Origin of the sequence: Mycolicibacterium iranicum, from assembly GCF_014190915.1 — a bacterium.
Classification (GTDB): Bacteria; Actinomycetota; Actinomycetes; order Mycobacteriales; family Mycobacteriaceae; genus Mycobacterium; species Mycobacterium iranicum_B.
The window spans coordinates 373,703-395,849 of record NZ_JACHVU010000001.1; the positions used below are offsets into that span (position 1 = coordinate 373,703).

A 22,147-nucleotide genomic window follows, 5' to 3' on the forward strand; every position below is an offset into this window, starting at 1 on the left:
ACTTACAGCTGCGGAGTCAGATCGAACGACGTGATGGTCGACATCCGGATGATGCGCCAGTCCCCGCCTTCGCGGTGCATCGTCAAGCGGTACGACAGATAGCGAAGCGCCGGAATGTTTTTCGTGACCGGACTGGTGGCCACCGAGTTGGTGTAGACGAGCGCTGTGGCCTCCGTCGGCACGCTGGGGGGCGAGATGGACTCGACGGCGGCACCCATCACCTCGGTGGTGTTGGTGACCTGAGCCTGTTTGTTGGGTTCGACGATCGCGTCGATGTAGCGGCGGTACTCCTCGGCGAACTCGCCGCCGAGGTACCCCGACGCGCGATCGGCGAGCGTGGCCATGTCGTCGGGGGTGTAGGTCCACAGTGCCGAGATCGCGTCCGTCGCGGCCCGCGCGATGTCGAGCTTGGTCTGCACCAGGGCCCGCTCCGACACGTAGGGCTGGACCATCGAGGCGGCGAAGGCGCTCGCTCCGACGAACACCACCGATGCGACCGCGGCCGCGACGAGAGCGCCCCGGCCCGCCGGGCGATGCGGCACCATGACCGGGGGCTCGGTTTCGAGGTCGGAGCCCGGGTCGCTGGACTCGGAGGCCTCGACCTCGGTCTCGGTTTCGCCGGCGTTCTCTGTGACAGGCTCCGCCGTGGCCGTCTCCTTTGCCACGGTTTCCTCCGCAGCGGTTTCCTCGGTGGCGATTTCCTCGGTCGGGGGCGGAACCGCTTCTGCCGTGCGCGTTCTCGATGCCCGGGCCGCCTTGCCCTTCGGCGTCTTGGCCGTCTCGACGGCGGGCTCGGCCACTGTCTCGTCGGCGGCCACCGTCTCATCCACGGGCTCGGCCACCGTCTTGTCGACCACCGTCTCCACGGTGGGCTCGTCGGCCGACGGCTTGGACCGACGGCCGAAGAACCGCCGCCGTGGACGCTCGGCAGTGGCGTTGCCGTCGGCGGTCAGATCACCTGAATCAGGTTGCTGATCTTCCACTGCTGTCCTTCCTTGACAGTTGTTGCGAGCCAACGACTTCCGCTCTCGATCGTCGACTTGCCGTCCGGCGTCTTCGAGGTGACCTTCATGGCCAGCAGGATGTCGGCGCTACCGTCTTCATTGCGCCGTTGCACCCCTGCCGCCAGGACCGATCCGGTGCTCGGCTCGGAACGCGCGACCTGGATCAGGATCTCGTTGAGCCGTTCGTTGAAGTTCTTCGCGAACTCACCGGTCGCCTGGCCCTTGATGCGGTCGGCGTAAGCGTTGGCGTTGAACGGGTCGAGGCTGGTGTAGCCGACCATGAACTCGCTGGTGTAGCCGAGCGCGGCCGCGTCGTACAGCTCCTCGCGGCGGTCCTGGTCGTGCCGGACGAGCATGAAGGTGCTCGCGCCGATCGCTGCTGCGAGCACCAGGGCACACAGCGCTGCCACGACCGGGAGACCCCAGCGGCGGGGCTTCTTCGGGGAGACCCCGAAGTAGTCGGCCCCGACGACGTCCTCGGTGGTGTCGTCGTCGGTGAATCTGCGCCGCGGGCTCACTGGCCGCCCTGACTCATCGCGGGTTTCTTGAGCACCGTCAGGTTCGCGACCTGCCACTGGCCGCCCGACGACTTCTCGAAGTCGACGCGGACGGTGGCGGTGATGAACTTCTGATCCTCCGGTTTGGAACCGCGCTGGCCCTGCATCGCCAACAACATCGACGCGCGATCGTGGGTCACGGGCGGGTCCGTGAGGACGACGCTGTTGACGGCCCAGTACTCGTTGGTGGCAGCCCCGGCGTTCAGCACCGCCTGCTGCTGGGCGATCAGCTGCGCCCGGTACCCCTTGGTGGTCAGCGACTGCGCACGCGCGAAATCGTCCGCCATGGTGTCCGCGCCGTAGCTCAGCATCTGCTCGACGATCCTGGGTCCCTGCTCGGCGACCTGCTGGCGGGCCGTGTCCACGGCACGCTCCTGGCGGTAGACCACCGCGTAGGCCAGCCCCACGCCCGCGACCGACAGCACAGCCGCCGCGATCAGGACCTTGGCGACCAGGCTGCGCATGTCGCGCCGCGGCGGGTCGGCCCGCACCACCTCGGTGCGCGCCAGCATGTCGGCGAAGGTGCGTCGGCGCCGGTCCCACAGCGGCCACAACCATCCGATGAACAGCGCCGCGGTGTCGAGCAGGTGGGCCACGTCGCGCAGGGTCAACCGCAGGATGCCCACGGCCGCGCCGTCGGGCCTGCGGACCGCGATGCCGGTCAGTGCCCGTCCCAGCGTCCACCCCGTCACGGTGGGCAGAACCAGCCGATTGACCACCATCGCGACGAAGGTGAGCGCGAAGAGCGCGGCGAACACCCAGCGAGGCCACGCATCGGCGGGCGTGCTGAACGCCAGGATCGCCATCGTCGCCATCACGGCGAGGGCGGGCAACGTGTCGACGGCGAGCGCCCCGGCACGGCGCAGCCACGGGGCCCGCGCCACCTCCGGAACCGTGTCTTCGGGAGTGGTCGTCGTATCGAGGACGGCCGTCACGAGTTGACCTGGTCCAGCCTGGCGATCCGGTACCGCCCGTCGTCGAACGCCATGGTCGCGCGCAGGCGGTAGCCGACCTGCTGATCGGCGGCTTCGGCGTTGGTGATCCGCACCCGGACCGCGACCAGCACGTTGACCGACCCGTCGTCGTTGTGCCGTTCCACCGCGGCCCGCAGGTCGTCCACGGCGACGGTAGCGCTGGCCGCCGAGTAGGCCTCGGCGACCACGCTGGAGAACAGCCCGGCCTGCACGCCGAAGTCCCCGGTGGAACAGTCCAGGATCTTCGACTGCGCGGCCATCATCGCCTGGGTGTCGGGCGCCTGGGTGGCGGCCACGCAGTCCTTGGCGGCCGCCAGCGCGGCCTCGTCGGAGCGCGCGTTGTCCGCCGCCTGCTCGTTGGCACGATGCGCGAAGTAGCCGCCCGCGATCGCACCGCCGGACAGCAGCGCGAGCGCCACGCAGATCGACGCCAGCCAGCCGTTTCCGAGCCGGGTGGGCCTGCGATCGTCTATCGGGGTTTGGTCGGGGGATGCCGCTTCGGCGACGTCGTCTTCGGTGGTGGGGTTCAGCCGGCTGGTGCCAGCATCTCCTTCCATCCGTCGTCTCCTGGGTTACTCGAATTGTTCACGTTGTACCTGACGCCGTCAGGACCTAACACCTCACCGCTGCTGGGGCTGTAGCCGGCGGTGGTCCCCGGAGGTCCCTGCGCTGGAGTGTAGATGCACGGATTGGGCTGCTGCCCGCTGCAGCTGACGCTACCCGAGCCCGGCGGGCTGATCGGATCACTGATCGGCGCTGTGCTCCGCGGTGCCGGCAGCATGTCGGCGGGCAACGGGTTCATGCCGTTGTTCACCGAGGGTGCCTGCACCACCTGGCCCGGCGCGACCCGCTGGTCGCAGCGTGCGCCGGGAGCCGGGCAGGCCACGATCTGGTTGGGGTCGCCGTACCAGGGGTTGGTGCCCAGCGGTACGTACGGCTCGTTGCTCCGGCACTCCCGAGGGCTCGCGGCGCGCTTGCCCGGCACGTCGGCACACGGGTAGTTGCGCGCGCCGCGGACGGCGTTGCCCTGAAAATCCTTCGGGATCTTGCAGTAGGTGCCGTTCGGCAGTGGCGCCATGCTGGTGTCGGCCGGGGACCGCCACTCCGAGGCGGGCACGAAGCCCGTCAGGCACGGCGGCGGCTGGTTGATCGACAGCCCGAAGTGCAGCAGACCGCCTTCTTCGAAGATCGAGCCCATCTGCAGTGCGGCAGCGCCCTGCGGCAGGATCACGAACGCCTGCTCAAGGCCCTTGTTGTAGCGCTTGAGCATGTCGAGGACCACCGACAGGTTGGCCAGGGTCTGCGGTAGCGAGTCACGGGTGTCGCTGAACACCCCGGCGACCTGGTCAAGCGTCGGGGCCGCCTGTTGCAGACCGCTGCGCAGCGCCGGATCCTGCTCGGCGGCCTGGGAGGCGATGACGTTCAGGTTGCGCGACCACTGCTGGATCGCGTCACCGGACTGCACCTGGCTGTCGAGGATCGGCGCGGCGTTGGTGATGATGTCGTTGACCTGGGGCAGGTTGTCGCGGAACCCCTCGGCGATATTGGTCGTCGAGTCGACGAGGCGCTGCAGCGCCGGACCGAGACCGCCCACCGCGAGCGAGGTCTCCGTCAGCAGCACGTCGATCTTTTCCTTCGGCAGCACCGCCAGACCTTCGTTGGCTGCGTCGAGCGTCGGACCGACCTCGGCCGGAACGGTGCTCTCCGTGATGGTCTGGCCGGGGCTCAGATACCGGTCCGTGTCGCTTTCGGACACCAGGTCCAGATACTGCTCACCGATCGCCGACACCGAGTGGACGTTGGCGATCGCGTCCGCGGGGATCTTGACCTCGTTGTCGATGCTCATCGTCGCCCGGGCACCGGTCTCGGTCGGCTCGACCTCCGTCACCTTGCCGATCTGCGTGCCGCGGTAGGTGACGTTGGCGGTCCCGTAGAGGCCGCCGGAACGCTCCAGCTGCGCGTAGAGCGTGTACTGCCCCACGCCCGCCAGGCTGGGCAGGCGCAGGTAGTACAGCCCCAGCACCCCGACCGCGAGGATGGTCAGGATCGTGAAGATGATCAGCTGGATCTTGACGAAACGCGTCAACACCGCTCACTCACCCCTTTCGATGAGTGGCCCGCCCGGCGCCGAGTTCGGGTTCGGCGTGAAACGGACATCCGGGATCATCGTCTTCGGATCGCGGCCCCACGCCTGCTCAAGCGCGCGCAGCATGCCCGAAACACCTGTGCCGGACAGGAATCCGTTGTCGATTGCCGACAGCGTCAGGTCCACCATCAGTGAGACGTTGATGTAGTCGCCGCGCACCGCCTTCGGCACGTTCTCGATGCTGAACGGTGCGGTCGGGAGCATCTTGAGCGCACCGATCAGGTACGGCGAGGCCTTGGCGAGCTCCCTCAGCGGCCGCTGCAGATTGGCCAGGTTCGTGTTGAGGTTGTCGCTGACCGGGGCCAGGGCATCCTCGGCGGCGCCACTGATGCGGCCCAGCGCCTCGACGGCATCGGCGAACAGGTCGCGGGTCTCGGCGAAATGCTGGATCAGCGGCGGGAACTCGGTGAGTACCGCGTCGAGCGTCTCGTTGCGCTGCTCGACGATGGTCAGCAGCCGGTTGGTCGAGTCGATCGCCCGCGTGATGTCGGCGCGCTGCTGGTTCAGCTCGTCGGTGAAGGTGTCGAGCCGACCGAGGAACGTGCGGATCTCATCGGCACGGCCGTTGAGCACGTTGTAGATCTCGGTCTGGATGGTCTCTAGGTTGGACACGCCGCCACCGGTCACGATCGACGCGATGCTCGCGAGCACACGCTCCGTCGTCGGGAACGCCTCGGCGTTCTTCAACGGGATGACGTCGCCGGTCTTGAGCTTCTCCGGGGACGGGTTCGGCGGCAGGTCCAGCTGCACGTGCTGCGAACCCAGCAGGCTGGTCTGACCGATCTTGGCCAACGTGTTCTCGGGCAGCTGCACCGACGACTCGAGATCGAGAGTCAGCGTCGCCACCCAGTTCTTCAGCTCGATGGAGCGGACGCGTCCGACGTACACGTCGGCCACTCGCACGCGGCTGTTCACGTTGAGCGCCAACGTGTCCGGCATCTGCACGTAGATCGTGGTGCGCTCCGAACCGGTGCCGGGACCGCCCGGCAGCGGCACGTTCGAGATGCCCTTCCACGAACCGCAGGAGGTCAGCATCAGTGCCGCCGCGGACAGCGCGACGGTACGACGGCCGAGCTTGGTCCACCTGGTCATCGCGTTCCTCCTGCCTCGGCCGGCAACAGCGGGCCGGACGGTGCCGCAGGCGCTGCGGGAGCCGGAGCCGCCGGTGCGGCGGGCGCCCTCAGCACGTCACCCTGTACGACGCCCGGCGCCGGCGCGGGCGGGGGGCCCGGCTGCGGATACCACGGCGGCGGCAGCGGATTGTTCTGGTCGAACGCGTTCGGGGGCCCGGGCAGGTTGCCGTTGCGCGTCGTCCCGAAGGCGGGCGGCGCGGCCGGCGGCACGATGTCGGGTCCGCCCATCAGCTCGGCGAGCGACTCGGGGGTCAGCATGTTCTTGGTGAACGGCTGAACCTCGACGCCCTGCATACCCGGCGCCACGATCCATCCCGGCTCGTGGTTGCCGTGCGAGAACAGGGTGTCACGCGACCAGATACCCGGCACGGTCGTGTCCTTGTAGCCGGCGGGCGGCTGCAGACGCGGCTCGGAGTACGCGATCTGCTTGGGCAAGGTCATCGCCGTCTGCAGCTGGTTGGCGCCGAACGGCAGGTAGTTGAACTTGATGGCGTCCAGGATCGGGCCCAGGTACTGCGCGCACAGCTCGGCTGACTCCTGGTAACCCAGCCGGCTGCCGGCCTGGATCGAGCTGCAGATGAACTCCATCGGGTTGGCGAAGTTCGAGATGACCGGCATACCGACGATGCCGCCCGCGTTCGCCGACGCGATGTTCAGGATGTTCGCGGCGAGGTTGGGGTAGACGTGCAGACCCGTCTCCAGGCCGTCGAGGGGCTCCGGCTGCAGGATCGCGTTGGTCGTCTCGGCCAGGTTGTTGATGTCCGTGGTGAGGACTTCGCCGTTCTTGTCGATGAATCCCCGTGTGGTGGTGAGCAGTTCGTTGAGGTCCTGCAGTGCGGTGGCCACCTCGCGGTCGGTGTTGGTGAACGCGTTGGTGAACTGCGCGAGGTCGTCGTTCAACGCGACGAACTGCTGATCGCTCTGGTGCAGCGCATTGACGAACAGCGCCAGGCTCTTGACGACGCTGAAGAAGTCGCCGCGGCCCTCGTTCAACGCGAACAGGGCCTCCGAGAGGTTGTTCAGCGTGCGGTTGAGCTGCTCGCCCTTGCCGGCGAAACCGTCGGCCGCCGATTCGATGATGTCGCCGAACGGGCCCTTGGGCTGTTCCGGTGTCGGACCGAGGTCGGTCAGCAGGCGGCTGAGCGAATCGCGCAGGTCGTCGTACTCGACGGGCACCTGCGTGCGGTCGAGGCCTAGGACGGCGTCGTCGGGAAGCTCCCGCCCGCCGGTGTAGGGCGGCGACAGCTGGATCGTGCGCGACGCGACCAGGCTCGGGTTCAGGATCGACGCCGTGGCGTTCTCGGGGACCTTGTACTTGCTGTCGTAATGGAAGGTCACCTTCATCTTGTCGCCGTCGGGCTCGATCTTGTCGATCGTGCCGACCTGCACGCCCATGATCTGGACCTTGTCACCGGGATAGAGGGCCAGCGTCTGCGTGAAGTACGCGACGACGGTCTTGGTGGTGACCTGCTTGTAGAACTGATAGCCCAGGAACGCGCCGACGACCACGAGGATCAGAACGACGGTGCCGACGATCACCGCGGTGCGAGATACGCCCGGCACCTTCAGGTTCCGGATGTTGAAAACGGTCGACATGGTCTCCTACCCCCCTATCCCTGTGAGCCTGGTGGGAGGAACGGTGGATTGCCCGGCAGTGGCGGTTGACCCGCGGGCGCCAACATGGGTCCCGGGCCCGGGACGGCCGGAGCCGGCAGGGCCGGGGGCAGCGGCGCGATGCCCGGGGTGAAGTCGGGCGGCTGAGGCTGCGGTGCCAGCGGCACCGTGCGTGCCCCCGGCGGTGCCGGCGGCAGCGGAGCCACCACGCCGGGCACGTTCGGAGACAGCTGGCCGGGGATGGCCGCCGCGGGAACGCCCGGAGACGGTTGCGGCCCATGCACATTGGGCGCCGAGGTCGCCACGTTGGGCGGCGGGTAGCCGCCGGGAACCGGTCCGTACGGACCCTGGGTCAGGTCCGCGCAGGGCAGCGGGTCTCCCGGTCGGGGCAGACCGTTGCCCGGCGGGGTGTACGAGCACGGCGATCCGGGCGGCACGGCGGGGCCCGGGTTCTCCGGGGTGCCCTCGAACGGTGTGGGCCCGGGAGGCGGTGCGCCGTTCTCGAAGCCGACGGCATTCGGATCCGGGAATCGGAAGGCCGGCAGACCGGCGTTGCGCCAGAACTCCTCGGGATTGATACCGCGCTTCTTGAACGCGGCGTCGACGAACGGCTGCAGCAGCCAGTACGGCGCCAAGTTGACGAGCATGACCTTGAAGTACGGGCCCGACGCCACGGCCTCGCCGAGCGATGCGGTGAACTTCGACAGCGCCGAGAGCACGTCGACGAGATCGAACTTGCGCTTCACCAGGATGTCGCTGATGACCCTCAGCTGCTCGAGCACCCGGTTCAGGTTCGGGTTGTCGTCGATGAAGCCCTTGACCTGCGTGGAGAACGAGTTCACGCGTTCGAGCAGCTGGCCCACGGCGTAGTTGCGTTCGTTGACCGCGGCCAGCAGCGTCTGGGCGTTGACCAGCAGCTGGTTGATCTGGCCACTGCGGTTGCCCAGCACGCCGGCGACGCGATTGGCGCTGGCCAGCAGCTTCTTGATGTCCTCGTCGCGCTTGCCGATCGTGTCGGAGAACCGGGACACCCCGTCCAGCGCCGCACTCAGGTGTGGGTAGGTCTGGTCGATGGTCTCGGACAGGACGTTGAGCGAGTCGCGGACCGTCTTGGTGTCCCACCCGGAGGCCGAGTTGCTGAGGTCGCGGAAGGCGTCGTAGATCTGGTACGGCGTGGTCGTCTGAGCCAGGGGCAGAACGCCGTTGGCCTGCAACGCTTCCGAGCCGCGCGGCTCGATCTCGATGTTGCGCCGGCCCAGGATGGTGTCGGTGCGGATGGCCGCCCTGCTCTGGGTGCCGATCTCGGTGCCGCTGAGCGAATAGCCGATCCGGACCCTGTCCCCGTCGATCTCCAGGGAGTTCACGGTACCGACGTCGACGCCGGCGATACGCACCTTGTCACCGCTGAGCAGGCCGCCGGTGTCGGCGAACTCCGCGTAGTACTTCGGCTGCGCGAACAGCATCGGCACGCTGGCGAAACTCTGTCCCACCCCGATCACGATGACCAGGATGATGACGCCCATCATTCCGCTACGGACGCGGTTGGAACCCTCGAGAACTCTCATTGCGGCGTGCACCTACCCGAGGGCTGGCTCCAGACCTTGACCGTGCGCACCGGGCCTCCGGGCTGTAGACCGTTCAGTTTCAAGCTGATGTCGCAGGCGTAGAAGTTGAAGAAGTCGCCGTAGACACCGCCGGCGCGACCGATGATCTTCAACGCCGTCGGCAGCTGGACCAGGATGTCGTTCAACTCGTCCTTCTGGTCGACCAGGGGTTGCTGGATCGCTTCGAGGCGCCCGATCGTGCTCTGCAGCAGCGGCCGGTTGTCGGCCAGCAGATCGGCGATCGTGCCTGCCGCGTCGCTGATGTCGCCCACCGAGTCGGCGAGCGGGTCGGCGCGGTTCTTCAGACCCGTGATGAGGACCTCGAAGTTCTTGACGGTGTCGTCGAACTGCTGCTGATGGCGCACCACCGTGTCGAGCACCGTGTTCAGGTTGTTCACCACCTCGCCGATGGCCTGGTCGCGGTCGGCCAACGCCGAGGTCAGCGACGCGGTCTGGTCGAGAATGTCGTTGATCGTTCCGCCCTGGCCCTGGAACACCGTGACGATCGACTCCGCGATGGTGTTGACCTTCTCGGGCTCCAGCGACTGGAACAGCGGACGGAAGCCACCGATCAGCGCGTCGAGATCCAGGGCGGGCTCGGTCAGTTCGACCGGGATGGTCGAGCCTGCGGGGAGCCTGCTGTTGCTCTCGCCGCGCTTGAGCTCCAGGTAACGGTCGCCGATCAGGTTCAGATAGCGCACGGAGGCGGTCGTCTCGTCGAACAGCTCCAGGGAGCGGTCCACGGCGAAGTCGACCTTGACCTTCGAGCCGCCGTCGAGGAGCTCGACGCCGGAGACCTTGCCGACCTCGACGCCCGAGGCGCGGACGAACTGGCCGGGACGCAGGCCGCTGGCGTTGGTGAAGATCGCCGAGTAGCCGTTGGTGCGGTCGAAACGCATCTGGCCGAACACCACGACGATGATCGCCGTGAACAGCAGCAGCACCAGAGAGAAGGCGCCCAGTTTGATTGCGGTACCGGTGATTTTCATGGGTTGATCGTGTGCTCCCCGACTTGGCGGCCCCAGACGTATTCAGTGAGCAGCGGCTGGCCGAGTTCGATGTGGTTGTAGGGGGCGATGGAGGCGCCGGTGTCCATGACGAGGTACGGAGCGGGCCACAGGTCCCGGGTGATGGGCTGCCAGCAGCCGGGCTTGCCACCGGGTCCGCCCTTGGCGTTCACCCGCGGGAGGTTGTCGGGGTAGACGTAGGCATTGCCGGCGCCGAGCCCCAGGAGCTCGGAGTTCGTGCGCAGCGAGTAGCCGTTGCCGCCCAGCGCCGAGGCGATCTTGGGCTCGACGTCGTGGTAGTTGCGGATCGTGCAGAACAGCGCCGGGCTGTACTCGTCGAGCAGCGCCGACGTCGGCAGCAGGTCCTCCATGCCGCGCGCCAGGAACGGGGCGCTCTTCTCGAACACCTCGCCGCCGGTGTTACCGAAGCCGACCGCGGCCATCAGCGCCTGGTCGACGTCACCCTGCTGCTCGTTGAGCGTGCGGGCCGTCGTCACGGCGTTCTGCAGACCGTCGAACAGGTCCGGGGAGGCGTCGGCGTACACATCGGCGAGATCGGCGAGGAGCTGGTTGTCGCGGCGGAGCTGCGGCATCAGCGGGTTGACCTCGGCCAGGATCTCGTTGCCGTCGATGACCGCCTCGCCGAAGCGGTCGCCGAGGCCGTCGAGGGCCTGCGCCGTCGCGGTCAGCGTCTGGTTCAGCTTGATCGGGTCGACCTGGCTCGCGACCGACACCACGGTCTCGAAGAGCGTGTTGAACTCGGTCGTCACCTTGGTGACGTCGATGACGTCCTGGCTGCTGATGCGCTGCGGGGACGGGTCGGGCGGCGACGAGAACGACACGTATTTGTTGCCGAAGACCGTCGTGGCGCTGATGTTCGCGTCGACGTTCCGCGGAATCAGCGACAGGTACTTCGGGTCGACCTCGAGGACGATCTTGGCCCGGGGCTCACCGTCGACCTCGGCTTCGGTGACGTCGCCGACGCGGCCGATCTCGACGCCGTTGTAGGTGACCTTGGCGCCGGGATCCATGGACAGACCCGACCGGGCCGAGATCATGGTGAGATCGGTGCGCTTCAGGAAGTCGCCACGGAACTGCAGGTAGACCAGCACCACCGCGACAATCACGATCAGAGCCAGAATCAGCCCGGCGAGCTTGTACGGGGGCTGCCGCTTGGTGTTCATGGGTGCTGTCATGGCCGCTACACCGTCAGGTTGAAGTTCGGGTCGACGCCGTAGAGCGCCAACGAGGCGAACAGGACCACACACACGATGGCGACGAGCGAGGCGCGCATCGACCGGCCGACCGCCTCACCGACGCCGACCGGGCCGCCGCTGGCGTAGAAGCCGTAGTAGCAGTGGTTGAGCATCACGATGATCGAGATCAGCACGGCCTGGATGAACGACCAGAACACGTCGTCGGGGCGCAGGAACGTGCGGAAGTAGTGCTCGTAGGTGCCGACGGACTGGCCGTAGAACACCGTGGTGGTCACCTGCGCCGACAGGAACGACATGATGATCGCCATCGCGTAGAGCGGGATGATGACAACGAAGCCGGCCATGATGCGGGTCGACACCAGGTAGGAGATGGACTTGATGCCCATCACCTCCAGGGCGTCGATCTCCTCGCTGATGCGCATGGCGCCGAGCTCGGCCGTGGCTCCGGCGCCCACCGTGGCCGCCAGTGCCTGGCCGGCGACGACCGGTGCGGCGATGCGCACGTTGATCAGTGCGGCGAAGAAGCCGGTGAACGCCTCGACACCGATGTTGCCCAGAGAGGCGAAACCCTGGATGGCGACGAGCGACGACCCGGACAGCGTCACGAAGCCGACGATCGCGACCGTGCCGCCGATGACCGCCATGGCGCCTGTGCCCATGCCGATCTCGGCGATGAGCCGCAGCATCTCCTTGCGGTAGTACCGCATGGCGTGACCGATCGACCCGACGGCCGTGATGACGAACCACGCGACGTGGCCCATCGAATCCAGGCCGCGGCCGGGTGCACCTGCCAACCGTTCGGCTCGCGCGATCCCCCGGGGGAAGCGCGACCGAAGGACCGAGGCTGTCGACACGTCAGCTCCCCGTTCCGAAACGAACACCGATCGTGGTCAGGACCACGTTGACTGCGAACAGCGCGATGACGCAGAGCACCAGGGTCTCGTTGACCGCGGTGCCCACGCCCTTGGCGCCACCGGCGACCGTCAGGCCGCGGTAGCACCCGACGAGGCCGGCGATGAGGCCGAAGGTCGCGGCTTTCACGATGGAGATGATGACCTCGGGCAGGCCGGTGATCAGGGTCAGGGTCGACACATAGGCGCCGGCCGAGACGTTCTGCAGGTACACGCCGAAGATGAAGCCACCGACGAGGCCGACGGTGATCACCGCGCCGTTGAGCAGGATCGCCACGAAGGTCGAGGCGATGACGCGCGGGACGACCAGCCGGTGGATCGGGTCGATGCCGAGCACCTCGAGGGCGTCGATCTCTTCGCGGATGGTGCGGGCGCCGAGGTCGGCGCAGATCGCCGTCGATCCGGCGCCGGCCACCACGAGCACCGTCACGAGCGGGCCCAGCTGGGTCACCGCACCGATGGCCGCGCCGGCACCCGAGACGTCGGCGGCGCCGAACTCGGCCAGGAGGATGTTCAGCGTGAAGATCAGCAGCACGGTCAGCGGGATCGACACGGCGAGCGTCGGCAGGAACGCGACCCGCATCAGGAACCAGCTCTGCAGGATGAACTCCCGCCACTGGAACGGGGGCCGCAGCGTGGCCTTGCCGACCAGAACGCACATGCGGACGAAGCCACCCACGGCTTCGAGCCCCGGCCTGACCTGATCGCGGACGTACCCGGGCAGGCCCGACGTCTTAGGGGAGGCCGTCACCTGGCGGCTCCCGAGTCAAAACCGCAACCGGCGTAGCGCATCGGCAGCATCTGTCGCACGCTCCCTTCCAGCCCCATCCACGATCGTGTGAGTGCGGTCTCCCTACCGGTGAGTAGTAAGACAGACCACAGGACTGTACCCGATGCTGTAGTCCCCGTGTACCGCATCGGCGGGATTGTGCATCCAACCGTAAGCAAATGGTTCTCCTCGCCGCTAATCCCGTTGCGCCGCAGCTGAAACCGTTGTCGGACTGGCACTTTCGCGGGCGTCAACAGCCCGCTCCGCGGCGAACCGCATTCGCAGTTCCGTCTTGAGCACCTTCCCGGACGGGTTCCGGGGCAGAGCGTCGACGATCTCAAGAGCTTTCGGATGCTTGTACCTCGCGAGCCGATCGGTCAGGAACCGGTCGAGATCGGCCAGCTGCAGGCTGTCACCCGGGGTCGTTCCCAGCGAACTCCGCAAGACTGCCACAGCAACGGGAACCTCGCCCCACTTTTCGTGCGCGCGTCCGATGACGGCGACCTCGACGATATCCGGGTGGGCCGCAAGGACATTCTCGACTTCGGCGCAGTAGATGTTCTCGCCACCGGAGATGATCATGTCCTTTTTACGGTCGACCACCCAGATGTAACCCTCTTCGTCCTGACGTACCAGGTCACCAGAGTGGAACCAGCCGCCGGCGAACGCCTCGGCGGTGGCCGCCGGGTTGTTCCAATAACCGGCCATGAGTGTCGGGGCGCGATAGACGATTTCGCCGACCTGACCGATCGGCACGTCGTTCATGTCGTCGTCCACCACGCGGGCCGACACCGTGGGGATCACCTTGCCGACCGAACCGAGCTTACGAACGGCGTCGTCGCCGAGCAGCATGCACGTGACCGGTGACATCTCGGTCTGCCCGAAGGCCGCCAGGATCTGCGCGCCGGGGAACGTCTCGGCCATCCGCCGCAGCAGGGTGTCCGACGCCGGAGCCGCACCCCAGGACAGAAAGCGAAGCCTCAGGTCGCGCGGATTGGCCTGCTGCGCGGCGCATACCGCCTGCCACTGCGCCGGGACGAGGAAGATCCCCGTCACCTTCTCGTGCTGCAGCACGTCGAGCAGCTCCCCCGGATCGAACGCACCCAACGGGTAGATGACCGTCGGACGGCCGAGCAGAAGGCCCGAGACGATGCTGCCGACGCCGGCGATGTGGAAGAACGGCACACCGATGAAACCGACGTCGTTGTTGATGTCGGCGCCGTTGGTGAACAGCAGCGTCATCGCCTGCCCGGTGAGGTTGTTGTGGGTGAGCACCGCACCTTTGGGCCGGCCCGTGGTTCCGGAGGTGTACATGATCACCGCAGGCGAATCGTTCGGGATGTCGACCACGGGGCACTCCGCGCCTTCGGCGAGAACGTCGTCGTAGTCCAGCACCTGGTCTGCGTCGGTATCGGTCGCGCCGCCGGCCACGATGATCGTCGCCAGGCTGGGGTCGAGGTCGCGCACCGACGTCGCCACCTTTGCGAGCACCGACTCGGTGATGAGAACCGTTGCCGCACAGTCGGATACCAGGTAGGCGATCTCGGGTGGGGTCATGCGGAAGTTGACCGGGACGGCGATCGCGCCGAGTTTGTTGGCGGCCAGCACGGACTCGATGAACACGGTGCGGTTGAGCATCAGGACCAGCACCCGGTCGCCGAAGCCGACACCGCGGGCGTGCAGGGCCCCGGCCAGAGCGCTCACCCGTCGGTCGAGTTCGGCCCACGTGGTGGTGTTGCCCAGGAACCGCAGGGCCGGCGCGGCGGGCTGCATCAGCGCGTGCCGGGCGAGTTGGTTCGTCCAGTTCTGCCGGCGGGCGAGATAGGGCTGCTCGGTCGCGGGGCCGGGCCGGCCGCTGGGTTCGGTCACCGTGCTTCTGCTCCAACTCGACGGGTTGCGGAAGGATGATATTTGATCAAACATGATGTTGCCCCGGTCACACTATGATTCCGACGGCGTCGGGACAAGTCCTTCTCGACGCCGGGATCTACCCGCCGACGAACGCCGGAAAGGCAGCGCATCCGATGAACGCACCCGCGCGGACACCATCGCGGGGTGCGGTCCGTCGCGAGCAACTGTCCGACGAAGTCGCCGCCCGCCTCCGGACCGAGATCATGACCGGGGAACTCCGCCCGGAGACGTTCATCCGCCTCGACGAGACCGCGGCCCGGCTGGGCGTCAGCATCACCCCGGTCCGGGAGGCGCTGCGCACCCTGCGGGGCGAAGGCATGGTCGAGCTCGAACCGCACCGCGGGCACCGGGTGATGCCGTTGTCGCGCAGCGACATCGAGGACATCTTCTGGCTGCAGGCCACGATCGCGCAGGAGCTGGCGGCCACCGCTGCGCGGCGGATCACCGACGAGCAGATCGACGAGCTCGCCCGGCTGAACGAGGCGCTCGCACAAGCGGTTCGGCGGCGGGATCCTGAGCTCGTCGCCCAGGCGGAGTTCGAGTTCCACCGGACGTTCAACCGGGCCGGTGGGCGGATCAAGCTGGCCTGGTTCCTGCTGCACGCCACGCGGTATCTGCCACCGCAGCTGTTCGCGTCCGACGGTGACTGGGGGGTGCTGGCGGTGGAGAGCCACACCGAGCTCATCGGCGCCCTGCGCAGCCGCGACGTCGAGCGGGTCGTCGCGCTGACGCGGGGTCAGTTCACCGACGGCCTGGCGCGGCTGATCGCATGGCTGGAGCAGGTCGGGCTGTGGAGCTGAGCTAGGCCGCGAGCTGTTCGGCGCGGGCTTTGAGGTTCGCGGCGAGGTAGTCGAGCGTGTCGCCGATGACCTTCTTGACCATCGCGGCGGGGACGGCGAACTTCACCTCGACGTCGAGGTCAACGGTCAGCAGCGAGGTCGGCCCCATCGACACGACGGCGAACCTCTGCTCCTGCTTGGTGAAGTGGTCGCCCTGCTGCAGGACCGTGAAGATCTGGTTCTCGCCGGGGTAGTAGACCGCGGTGATGAACGTGCCGGACTGTCCCTGGACCACCACGTCGAGCCGCAACTGGCTGGGCCGGCCGTCGTCGTACCGGTGCAGGATCCAGCAGCCCTTGATCTCGTCGTTCCACTCCGGGTATTTCTCGAAGTCGGCGACGATCGCCATGATCGTCTCCGCCGAGGCGGACACCTCGACTGTCTTACTCACCAGCGGCATTGGCGAAGCATAACGACTGCGGTCGCACCGTCATGCCTCCGTCGGATCCGCTCACACTCCCACCGCGGTACGGAGGTCGCGGGCGTTGCGCACGGCGTTGCCGCCGAGGTCGTTGTTGAAGTAGACGACCACGTCCCGGCCCTGGGAATCCCATTCGCCGATGCGGTCTGCCCACCATCGCAGGTCCTCGGCGCTGTAGGAGCCGCCGTACATCGCCTGCGGGTCCGGCCCGTGCAGCCGGACGTAGACGAACGTCGCCGTGGCCCGCAGGATGCACGGCAGCCCCGCGCCGCTCATCACCACGTAGGCCGCGTCGTGCTTCTCCAGCAGCTCGTACACCGCCGGGTCGTCCCACGACGGGTGGCGGAACTCCACCGCGACCGGGATGTCGGAGGCCATCGTCGCCAGGAAGTGATCGAGCCGTGCGTCGTCGCGCTCGAGTGCCGGGTGCAGCTGGACCAACAGCGGACCACTGCGGTCGCCCAGGGCCCGCCACCCGCGCTCGAGACGTTCGGCCCACACCTCCGGGTCGCGCAGTCGGCGGGCATGGGTCAGACCACGGGCGGCCTTGACCGCCATGCAGAACCCCGGGGGCAGCGCGTCGCGCCACCGCTCGAATTGTGCGTCCTGCGGCCACCGGTAGAAGCTGCCGTTGAGTTCGACGGTGTCGAATTCGGCGACATAGCGCTCCAGCCACCGGGACGTGGGCAATCCAGGCTCGTAGAGCACGTTGCGCCAGTGGTTGTAGGCCCAGCCCGACGTGCCGATGCGGATCGTCACCGGCTTCGGATACCCGGGTTTGGGCCGGATGCTCCCGGCAATCGTGAAGTCATGACTGAGGACGGGCAGGACTATCGGAAGCTGTTGCAGGAGCTGCTGCTGGCCTACGGCCCGTGCGGTCAGGAAGACGCGGTGCGCGAGATCTGCCACCGCGAGCTCGAACCCGTCGTGGACGAGGCCTGGGTCGACCCGGCGGGCAACCTGGTCGGGCTGCTGCGCGGCGGCGACGGCCCGCCGATCCGGGTGATGGCGCACATGGATGAACTGTCCATGCTGGTCAAACGTGTCGAGCCCGACGGCACCCTGGCCCTGACTCCGCTGGGCACCATGTACCCCGCCAACTTCGGCCTCGGGCCGGTCGCGGTGCTCGGCTTCCACAAGACGCTGTGCGGGGTCCTCGCGCTGGGCTCCGAACACACCACCCACGAATCCGAACGCATCTGGCGCACCAAGCCCGACCAGGGCGACAAGGCCCTGGACTGGCCCGATGTCTACGTCTTCACCGGGCTCACGACACGCGAGATCGAGCAGGCCGGGGTGACCCCGGGAACCCGCGTGTGCGTGGACCGCAGCAAGCGCACGCTCATCGATGTCGGTGACGGGTACCTCGGGTCGTACTTCCTCGACGACCGCGCCGCGGTCACGGCCCTGCTGCAGTGCGCAGGCGACCTGCGCGGTGGTCGCGGCCCCGCCGGCGACGTCTACTTCGTGTTCACAGTGAACGAGGAGATCGGCGGGCTGGGCGGCACCTACGCCAGTCGCCACCTCCCCGGCGACCTGACGCTGGCCCTCGAGGTGGGTCCGACGGAGCCGGAGTATTCGACGACGGTGGCGGGTGGGCCGATCGTGGCCTACAGCGACGCGATGTGCATCTACGACAAACCGGTCGCCGACCGTCTGATGGACGTCGCCGACGAGCTGGGGCTGGCACCGCAGGCAGCAGTTCTGGGCGCCTTCGAGTCCGACGCGTCCCATTCCAAGGCGAGCGGGGCCTGCGCGCAGGCGGGTCTGCTGTGCCTGCCGACGATGAGCACGCACGGATACGAGGTGATCGCCAACGGGGCGATCCCGGCGATGGCCTCGGTGCTAGCTGGTTTCCTCGAACGTCCGCGCCGAGACGCCGAGGTCGACGCCCAGCGGTGAGACCTCGCGGACGGTCTCGTCGCGGATGAGGCCGCGCAGCAGCGCGGTGCTGAACTCCACCGCGATCTCCTGCGCCGTCCGCCGGCCGTGGGGACGCAGCCAGCGGTAGGACCCCAGGGTCATCCCGATGTACCCGAGCGCCAGGACGTGGGAGTCGCACTCGTAGAACTCGCCGCTGGCGATCCCGCGGTCGATGACGTCGCGGACGTGTTCGTAGACCTGCGATTCCTTCTCGCGGATGTAGGCCACCTGCTCTTCGGTGAACCACTCGGAGATGTACGGACCCTCCTGGAAGTAGACGGCCGCGCGTTCGATGTCGCTGGCGATCCCGACCAGGAGGCGGCGGGTGAAGTGATAAATCGTCTCCCTAGCCGAGGCCGACGGATCGTCGTGCAGGGCGTCGACGGTGAAGTCGGCCGCACCCTTGTAGATGTCGTAGAGGATCAGCGATTTGCTCGCGTAGTAGTGGTAGACGGTGGCCTTGTTCAGGCCGACGGCGTCGGCCACATCGTCCATGCGGGTGCCGTGGTAGCCGCGCGCGGCGAACAGCTTGGTCGCGACGGCCAGCAGCTCCTCGCGGCGGGACATCCCGTTGCTCTGCCCGGAGTTGGCAGCGGATTCAGACATGGCGACTCACTATAGGCATCGGCAGCGACCGCTGACGCGGTCTACTAACTGGTTGGTTCAGTCTAGGCCGTTGCAGTGTTGTCATGGGCCGGGCGGGTCTAGACTCGTGCCAGACCGCCTGGGGCCGGCCCAGAGGTGACGGAGAGGTGGTGCGCGGTGGACCCGAATCCGGATTACGACGCCAGCGACGAGCTCGAATACGGCATCAACTGGTTCGCATGGATTCTTCGCGGGGTTTATCCGCCGCCCTCGTACCCGCCGGTCTGATTCAGCGCCCGCGCCGCCAGGCGCTCGTTCACCCACGCCTGGGTGAACTGGTAGACGCTGTGTAGCTGCTTGCCCAGCTCGTCGAACTCGGACTTCCCGCGTTCGGTGACGACGGCGAGTTTGTCGCGCATCTCCTTGCGCAGATCCCGGGGTGGCACCGGCTCGCAGTCCGGCGGCCACCGCAACGACTCCCTCACCAGCGCAGGCAGATTGGCCACCGGCCGACTCTCCTCGCGGTAGCACTCGCCGCACTTGCGGCACCGCACCTCGTACCGCAGCCCGCAGGGTCCCCGCTCCGACGTCTCGATGAAGACGTAATCGGCGACCGCAACACATCTCGGGCATCGGGCCAGCCCGCGTTCGACAACCATGCTCACGCCGTAATCGTGCGGCTCACGGTGCATCCCACGCACCGGGAATGTGAGGTCGATGCCTGATCGGTGCCGTTTCGAGATATGGGTCAGTCCCGCGGCTACGCCGCCCCAGCCTGATTCGCGGCTACGCCGCGGCAGCCCGATTCGCGGCTACGCCGCGGCGCGCTTGACGGCGCGGCCCACCTCCGCCCGCAACTCCCCATACTCCGGCGAGCGCCTCAGCTCGTCGGCGTCCACGCCCGTGCGGGGCAGCTCGACCGGGATGTCGAGCGCGACCTGGCCCGGCCTGCGGGTCAGCACCACGATCCGGGAACCGAGGAATGCGGCTTCGTCCGCGCTGTGCGTGACGAACACGGTGGTCCGGCCCGACTCCGCACTGACCTGACGGACGTCTTCCTGCAACCGCTCCCGGGTCAGGGCGTCGAGAGCCGCGAACGGTTCGTCGAGCAGGAACAGGGGGGTCTCGGCGGCCAGTGCCCGGGCGATCGCGACGCGCTGCTGCTGGCCGCCGCTGATCTCCCAGATCCGCCGGTTCGCGGTGCCGGCGAGGCCGACCCGTTCCAGCAGCTCGTCGCGGCGCTCACTTCGCCTGTCGCGCGGCACCTTTGCGTACTTCAGTGCCAGCTCGACGTTCCCGCCGACAGTCCGCCACGGGAACAGCCGCGGCTGCTGGAACACCACGCCGGCCGTCACACCGGGCGTCGGCGCCTCCCCCGCGATCTGCACCGAGCCCTGGCTCGGTGACTCGAAGCCCGCGAGCAGACGCAGCAGCGTGCTCTTGCCGCATCCCGATGCACCGACCAGGACCAGAAAGGAACCCGGATCGACGGTCAGGTCCACCGGACCCAGTGCGGTGACCTCGTCACCACCCTTTCCGTAGCGGTGCGACACCGACTTGATGTGGATCGCGCCGCTACTGGTCGAGGACATCCGGAAGACCCTGGGTGTAGACGGCGTCCTGGAAGGTCTTCAGCGGTGCCGCGGCAGGGATCTGCTTCTGCTCGGCCAGGAACTGCGAGGCGCTCTCCAAGTTGACGGCGATGTTGCCCGGATTGCCCTGCGAGCCAAGCCATTCAGCGGAAGCAACCTCCTGGGGAGTCAGGTACACACCCTGCTTGATCTGGCCCGCCGTCTCTTCGGGGGTGAGGCCGATCTCGGCGGAGATCGCCTTGGCCGCCGCTGCGGGATCGTCTTTGATGAGGTCCAGCGCACGAGCTTCCTGCCGGCGCCAGATATCGACGACCTCGGGGTGCGCACCGGCGAACTCCTTGGACACCACGCCGAGATCGAGAGTGGGCTTTCCGTCGCTGGCGAGCCGGCGGCTGGTGATGAGGTCTTTGCCGTTGGCGCGTAGCTGGTCCAGCGTCGGCAGCCAGGTGTAGGCCGCGTCGATGTCACCGCGCTCCCATGCGGCGAGGATCGCCTGGGGCTGCAGGTCGACGAGCTGAACCTCGTTCGGAGACAATCCGTTCTGGCTCAGCGCCGCCAGCAGGCTGTAGTGCGCGGTGGACGCGAACGGCGTCCCCACGCGTTTGCCCTTCAGCTGGGCGATGGTGTCCACGCCGGAGCCGTTGCGTGCCACCAGCGCTTCGTTGTCGCCGGCGACATCGAGCACGAACGCCACCTGGTAGGGAATGTTCAGCGGCGCCGACAATCCGCGGGCCACCGGGCTGGAACCCAGGGCGCCGAAGTCCAGTTCCTGTGCGATGAACGCGGTGTTCACGTCGGCGCCCGAGTCGAACTTCGTCCACTTGATGTTGTAGTCGGGCAGTGCTTCTTCGAGCCACCTGCTGTTCTTAACGATCAGGTCCCCGCTCGGGAAGGTCTGATAGCCGATCCTGATCGTGGGCTTGTCGGCCGACTGCCCGGCGTTGTCCACAGAGCAGCCCGCCAGGGCCAGCACGGCCGTGACGAGCACTGCGAGAACGGCTTTCGGTTTCATCTAGATTCTTCCTCTCCAGGGGACGCTGCGGCGTTCGATCGAACGCAGCAGTGAGTCGATGACCAGACCCGAGAAGCCGACGGCGAAGATGCCGACCAGCACGACCGGGGTGTTGTTGTAATTGCTGGCGTCCTTGACCAATCCGCCGATTCCGGGGATGCCGTTGAACAGCTCGGCCGCGACCACCGACGAGTAGGCCATGCCGACGGCGAGCCTGATCCCGGTGAACGTCTCGGGCAGCGCCGACGGGACGACGACGTCACGGATGACCTGACGTCGGGACGCGCCCAGCGCCCGTGCCGCTTCCTGCAACCCGACGGGCGCGGCGACCACGGCTGACGTCGTCGCGACCGCCGCCGGAGGCAACGCGGCAAGTGCCAGCAGCGTGATCTTCGGCGCCTCGTCGATACCCAGCCAGATGACCAGCAGGAAGAAGTAGGCCAGCGGCGGCAGCGCCCGCAAGAACGTCAGCCAAGGTTCGAGCACGCTGCGGACCCAGCCGACAGAGCCCATGAGCAGTCCCAGCAGCACCCCGAGAACGACCCCGATGACGACGCCGGCGAGCACCCGGCGCAGGGTCATGTAGAGGTGCTCCCACAGCAGGTATCCCGCGTAGCCGCGAACGCCGTCGTGGGTCGTCGAGACGTCGATGAACGCGTTCCACACCGTCGCCGGGTACGGGACGAAGGTCTGGTTCCAGATTCCGCTGGCGGCGGCCAGCTGCCACACGATGCCGAAGGCCGCGACCGACAGCAGAGGCAACGCGGCTTTCGTCAGCAAGCCGCGCCGGCGACGTCGTCGTGGACGCGGTTCAGGGCCCGACGCCGACGACACGGCGTTGGGATCCGAGCTGGGTGCGATATCGACGAAAACGGACACCGGCAGACATTGACGGATGCGTCATGATCGGGGAATAGCTGCGATCACC

Annotated in this window: 22 protein-coding genes and 1 pseudogene; 3 read left to right on the plus strand and 20 right to left on the minus strand. The window is 67.6% G+C overall.

Annotation, left to right across the window (positions count from 1 at the left end):
• Nucleotides 1-2: 2 nt before the first annotated feature.
• From FHR72_RS01705 to fadD5, 13 genes are all read right to left on the minus strand, one after another.
• Nucleotides 3-983 carry a mammalian cell entry protein gene (locus FHR72_RS01705; protein WP_183466166.1) on the minus strand — a complete coding sequence of 327 codons (981 nt, stop codon included), beginning with the start codon at nt 981-983 and terminating at the stop codon, nt 3-5.
• The gene (locus FHR72_RS01710; RefSeq protein WP_183466167.1) at nt 950-1,522 is read right to left on the minus strand and encodes an Rv1363c family protein; all 573 of its coding nucleotides are present in this window, start codon (nt 1,520-1,522) and stop codon (nt 950-952) included. Before FHR72_RS01710 ends, FHR72_RS01705 begins: the two co-directional genes overlap by 34 nt.
• Nucleotides 1,519-2,496, minus strand: coding sequence for an RDD family protein (locus FHR72_RS01715; RefSeq protein ID WP_183466168.1), 978 nt, complete (start codon nt 2,494-2,496; stop codon nt 1,519-1,521). The genes FHR72_RS01710 and FHR72_RS01715 overlap by 4 nt, the downstream gene beginning before the upstream one ends.
• On the minus strand, nt 2,493-3,092 hold the full coding sequence (locus FHR72_RS01720) for an Rv1363c family protein (protein ID WP_183466169.1): 600 nt from the start codon (nt 3,090-3,092) through the stop codon (nt 2,493-2,495). Before FHR72_RS01720 ends, FHR72_RS01715 begins: the two co-directional genes overlap by 4 nt.
• Nucleotides 3,062-4,624, minus strand: coding sequence for an MCE family protein (locus FHR72_RS01725; RefSeq protein WP_183466170.1), 1,563 nt, complete (start codon nt 4,622-4,624; stop codon nt 3,062-3,064). The genes FHR72_RS01720 and FHR72_RS01725 overlap by 31 nt, the downstream gene beginning before the upstream one ends.
• Nucleotides 4,625-4,627: 3 nt before the next feature.
• Nucleotides 4,628-5,773 (minus strand): virulence factor Mce family protein, encoded by a 1,146-nt coding sequence (locus tag FHR72_RS01730; RefSeq protein WP_183466171.1) that lies wholly within the window; start codon nt 5,771-5,773, stop codon nt 4,628-4,630.
• Nucleotides 5,770-7,410: a virulence factor Mce family protein gene (locus FHR72_RS01735; protein WP_183466172.1), complete on the minus strand. Its 1,641-nt coding sequence runs from the start codon at nt 7,408-7,410 to the stop codon at nt 5,770-5,772. The genes FHR72_RS01730 and FHR72_RS01735 overlap by 4 nt, the downstream gene beginning before the upstream one ends.
• A gap of 14 nt (nt 7,411-7,424) precedes the next feature.
• Nucleotides 7,425-8,993: an MCE family protein gene (locus FHR72_RS01740; RefSeq protein WP_183466173.1), complete on the minus strand. Its 1,569-nt coding sequence runs from the start codon at nt 8,991-8,993 to the stop codon at nt 7,425-7,427.
• The gene (locus FHR72_RS01745) at nt 8,990-10,021 is read right to left on the minus strand and encodes a virulence factor Mce family protein (protein ID WP_183466174.1); all 1,032 of its coding nucleotides are present in this window, start codon (nt 10,019-10,021) and stop codon (nt 8,990-8,992) included. Before FHR72_RS01745 ends, FHR72_RS01740 begins: the two co-directional genes overlap by 4 nt.
• Nucleotides 10,018-11,235 (minus strand): MCE family protein, encoded by a 1,218-nt coding sequence (locus FHR72_RS01750; protein WP_183466175.1) that lies wholly within the window; start codon nt 11,233-11,235, stop codon nt 10,018-10,020. Before FHR72_RS01750 ends, FHR72_RS01745 begins: the two co-directional genes overlap by 4 nt.
• Nucleotides 11,236-11,240: 5 nt before the next feature.
• Complete coding sequence (locus FHR72_RS01755; RefSeq protein WP_183466176.1) at nt 11,241-12,110, minus strand: MlaE family ABC transporter permease; 870 nt, start codon at nt 12,108-12,110, stop codon at nt 11,241-11,243.
• 1 nt (nt 12,111) lies between these two features.
• Nucleotides 12,112-12,918 (minus strand): MlaE family ABC transporter permease, encoded by an 807-nt coding sequence (locus FHR72_RS01760; RefSeq protein ID WP_183466177.1) that lies wholly within the window; start codon nt 12,916-12,918, stop codon nt 12,112-12,114.
• 213 nt (nt 12,919-13,131) lie between these two features.
• Nucleotides 13,132-14,859, minus strand: coding sequence for a fatty-acid--CoA ligase FadD5 (gene fadD5, locus FHR72_RS01765; protein ID WP_183466178.1), 1,728 nt, complete (start codon nt 14,857-14,859; stop codon nt 13,132-13,134).
• A gap of 101 nt (nt 14,860-14,960) precedes the next feature.
• Here fadD5 and FHR72_RS01770 point away from each other — a divergent pair, with 101 nt between their 5' ends.
• On the plus strand, nt 14,961-15,647 hold the full coding sequence (locus FHR72_RS01770; RefSeq protein ID WP_183466179.1) for a GntR family transcriptional regulator: 687 nt from the start codon (nt 14,961-14,963) through the stop codon (nt 15,645-15,647).
• Between the two features lies 1 nt (nt 15,648).
• Here the strand turns inward: FHR72_RS01770 and FHR72_RS01775 are convergent, their stop codons facing one another.
• Together FHR72_RS01775 and FHR72_RS01780 are read right to left on the minus strand one after the other, a co-directional pair.
• Nucleotides 15,649-16,086 carry an SRPBCC family protein gene (locus tag FHR72_RS01775; RefSeq protein WP_183466180.1) on the minus strand — a complete coding sequence of 146 codons (438 nt, stop codon included), beginning with the start codon at nt 16,084-16,086 and terminating at the stop codon, nt 15,649-15,651.
• A gap of 51 nt (nt 16,087-16,137) precedes the next feature.
• Nucleotides 16,138-16,866 carry a DUF72 domain-containing protein gene (locus FHR72_RS01780; RefSeq protein ID WP_183466181.1) on the minus strand — a complete coding sequence of 243 codons (729 nt, stop codon included), beginning with the start codon at nt 16,864-16,866 and terminating at the stop codon, nt 16,138-16,140.
• A 51-nt stretch (nt 16,867-16,917) separates the two neighbouring features.
• Between FHR72_RS01780 and FHR72_RS01785 the strand changes: the two genes are divergently transcribed.
• Nucleotides 16,918-18,009, plus strand: coding sequence for a M42 family metallopeptidase (locus tag FHR72_RS01785; RefSeq protein ID WP_183466182.1), 1,092 nt, complete (start codon nt 16,918-16,920; stop codon nt 18,007-18,009).
• Here FHR72_RS01785 and FHR72_RS01790 read toward each other — a convergent pair.
• Nucleotides 17,953-18,636, minus strand: a complete 684-nt coding sequence (locus FHR72_RS01790; RefSeq protein ID WP_183466183.1) for a TetR/AcrR family transcriptional regulator — start codon at nt 18,634-18,636, stop codon at nt 17,953-17,955. The genes FHR72_RS01785 and FHR72_RS01790 overlap by 57 nt on opposite strands.
• Before the next feature lie 159 nt (nt 18,637-18,795).
• Between FHR72_RS01790 and FHR72_RS01795 the strand changes: the two are divergent.
• Nucleotides 18,796-18,903, plus strand: a pseudogene (locus FHR72_RS01795) (CAP domain-containing protein); the annotation flags it as partial.
• Here the strand turns inward: FHR72_RS01795 and FHR72_RS01800 are convergent.
• The 4 genes from FHR72_RS01800 to FHR72_RS01815 form a co-directional block, all read right to left on the minus strand.
• Nucleotides 18,873-19,274, minus strand: coding sequence for a hypothetical protein (locus tag FHR72_RS01800; RefSeq protein WP_260155768.1), 402 nt, complete (start codon nt 19,272-19,274; stop codon nt 18,873-18,875). The pseudogene FHR72_RS01795 and the gene FHR72_RS01800 overlap by 31 nt on opposite strands.
• Nucleotides 19,275-19,427: 153 nt before the next feature.
• Nucleotides 19,428-20,207, minus strand: coding sequence for an ABC transporter ATP-binding protein (locus FHR72_RS01805; protein WP_183466185.1), 780 nt, complete (start codon nt 20,205-20,207; stop codon nt 19,428-19,430).
• Complete coding sequence (locus FHR72_RS01810; protein WP_183466186.1) at nt 20,191-21,219, minus strand: taurine ABC transporter substrate-binding protein; 1,029 nt, start codon at nt 21,217-21,219, stop codon at nt 20,191-20,193. Before FHR72_RS01810 ends, FHR72_RS01805 begins: the two co-directional genes overlap by 17 nt.
• On the minus strand, nt 21,220-22,098 hold the full coding sequence (locus tag FHR72_RS01815) for an ABC transporter permease (RefSeq protein WP_396888379.1): 879 nt from the start codon (nt 22,096-22,098) through the stop codon (nt 21,220-21,222).
• Nucleotides 22,099-22,147 lie beyond the last annotated feature (49 nt).

Coding starts and splice junctions, on each gene's coding strand:
- FHR72_RS01720 (WP_183466169.1), bottom strand. CDS start 3,092: ATGGAAGGAGATGCTGGCACCAGCCGGCTGAACCCCACCACCGAAGAC.
- FHR72_RS01730 (WP_183466171.1), bottom strand. CDS start 5,773: ATGACCAGGTGGACCAAGCTCGGCCGTCGTACCGTCGCGCTGTCCGCG.
- FHR72_RS01735 (WP_183466172.1), bottom strand. CDS start 7,410: ATGTCGACCGTTTTCAACATCCGGAACCTGAAGGTGCCGGGCGTATCT.
- FHR72_RS01740 (WP_183466173.1), bottom strand. CDS start 8,993: ATGAGAGTTCTCGAGGGTTCCAACCGCGTCCGTAGCGGAATGATGGGC.
- FHR72_RS01745 (WP_183466174.1), bottom strand. CDS start 10,021: ATGAAAATCACCGGTACCGCAATCAAACTGGGCGCCTTCTCTCTGGTG.
- FHR72_RS01750 (WP_183466175.1), bottom strand. CDS start 11,235: ATGACAGCACCCATGAACACCAAGCGGCAGCCCCCGTACAAGCTCGCC.
- fadD5 (WP_183466178.1), bottom strand. CDS start 14,859: ATGTTTGATCAAATATCATCCTTCCGCAACCCGTCGAGTTGGAGCAGA.
- FHR72_RS01770 (WP_183466179.1), top strand. CDS start 14,961: ATGAACGCACCCGCGCGGACACCATCGCGGGGTGCGGTCCGTCGCGAG.
- FHR72_RS01775 (WP_183466180.1), bottom strand. CDS start 16,086: ATGCCGCTGGTGAGTAAGACAGTCGAGGTGTCCGCCTCGGCGGAGACG.
- FHR72_RS01785 (WP_183466182.1), top strand. CDS start 16,918: ATGACTGAGGACGGGCAGGACTATCGGAAGCTGTTGCAGGAGCTGCTG.
- FHR72_RS01790 (WP_183466183.1), bottom strand. CDS start 18,636: ATGTCTGAATCCGCTGCCAACTCCGGGCAGAGCAACGGGATGTCCCGC.
- FHR72_RS01800 (WP_260155768.1), bottom strand. CDS start 19,274: ATGGTTGTCGAACGCGGGCTGGCCCGATGCCCGAGATGTGTTGCGGTC.
- FHR72_RS01805 (WP_183466185.1), bottom strand. CDS start 20,207: ATGTCCTCGACCAGTAGCGGCGCGATCCACATCAAGTCGGTGTCGCAC.
- FHR72_RS01810 (WP_183466186.1), bottom strand. CDS start 21,219: ATGAAACCGAAAGCCGTTCTCGCAGTGCTCGTCACGGCCGTGCTGGCC.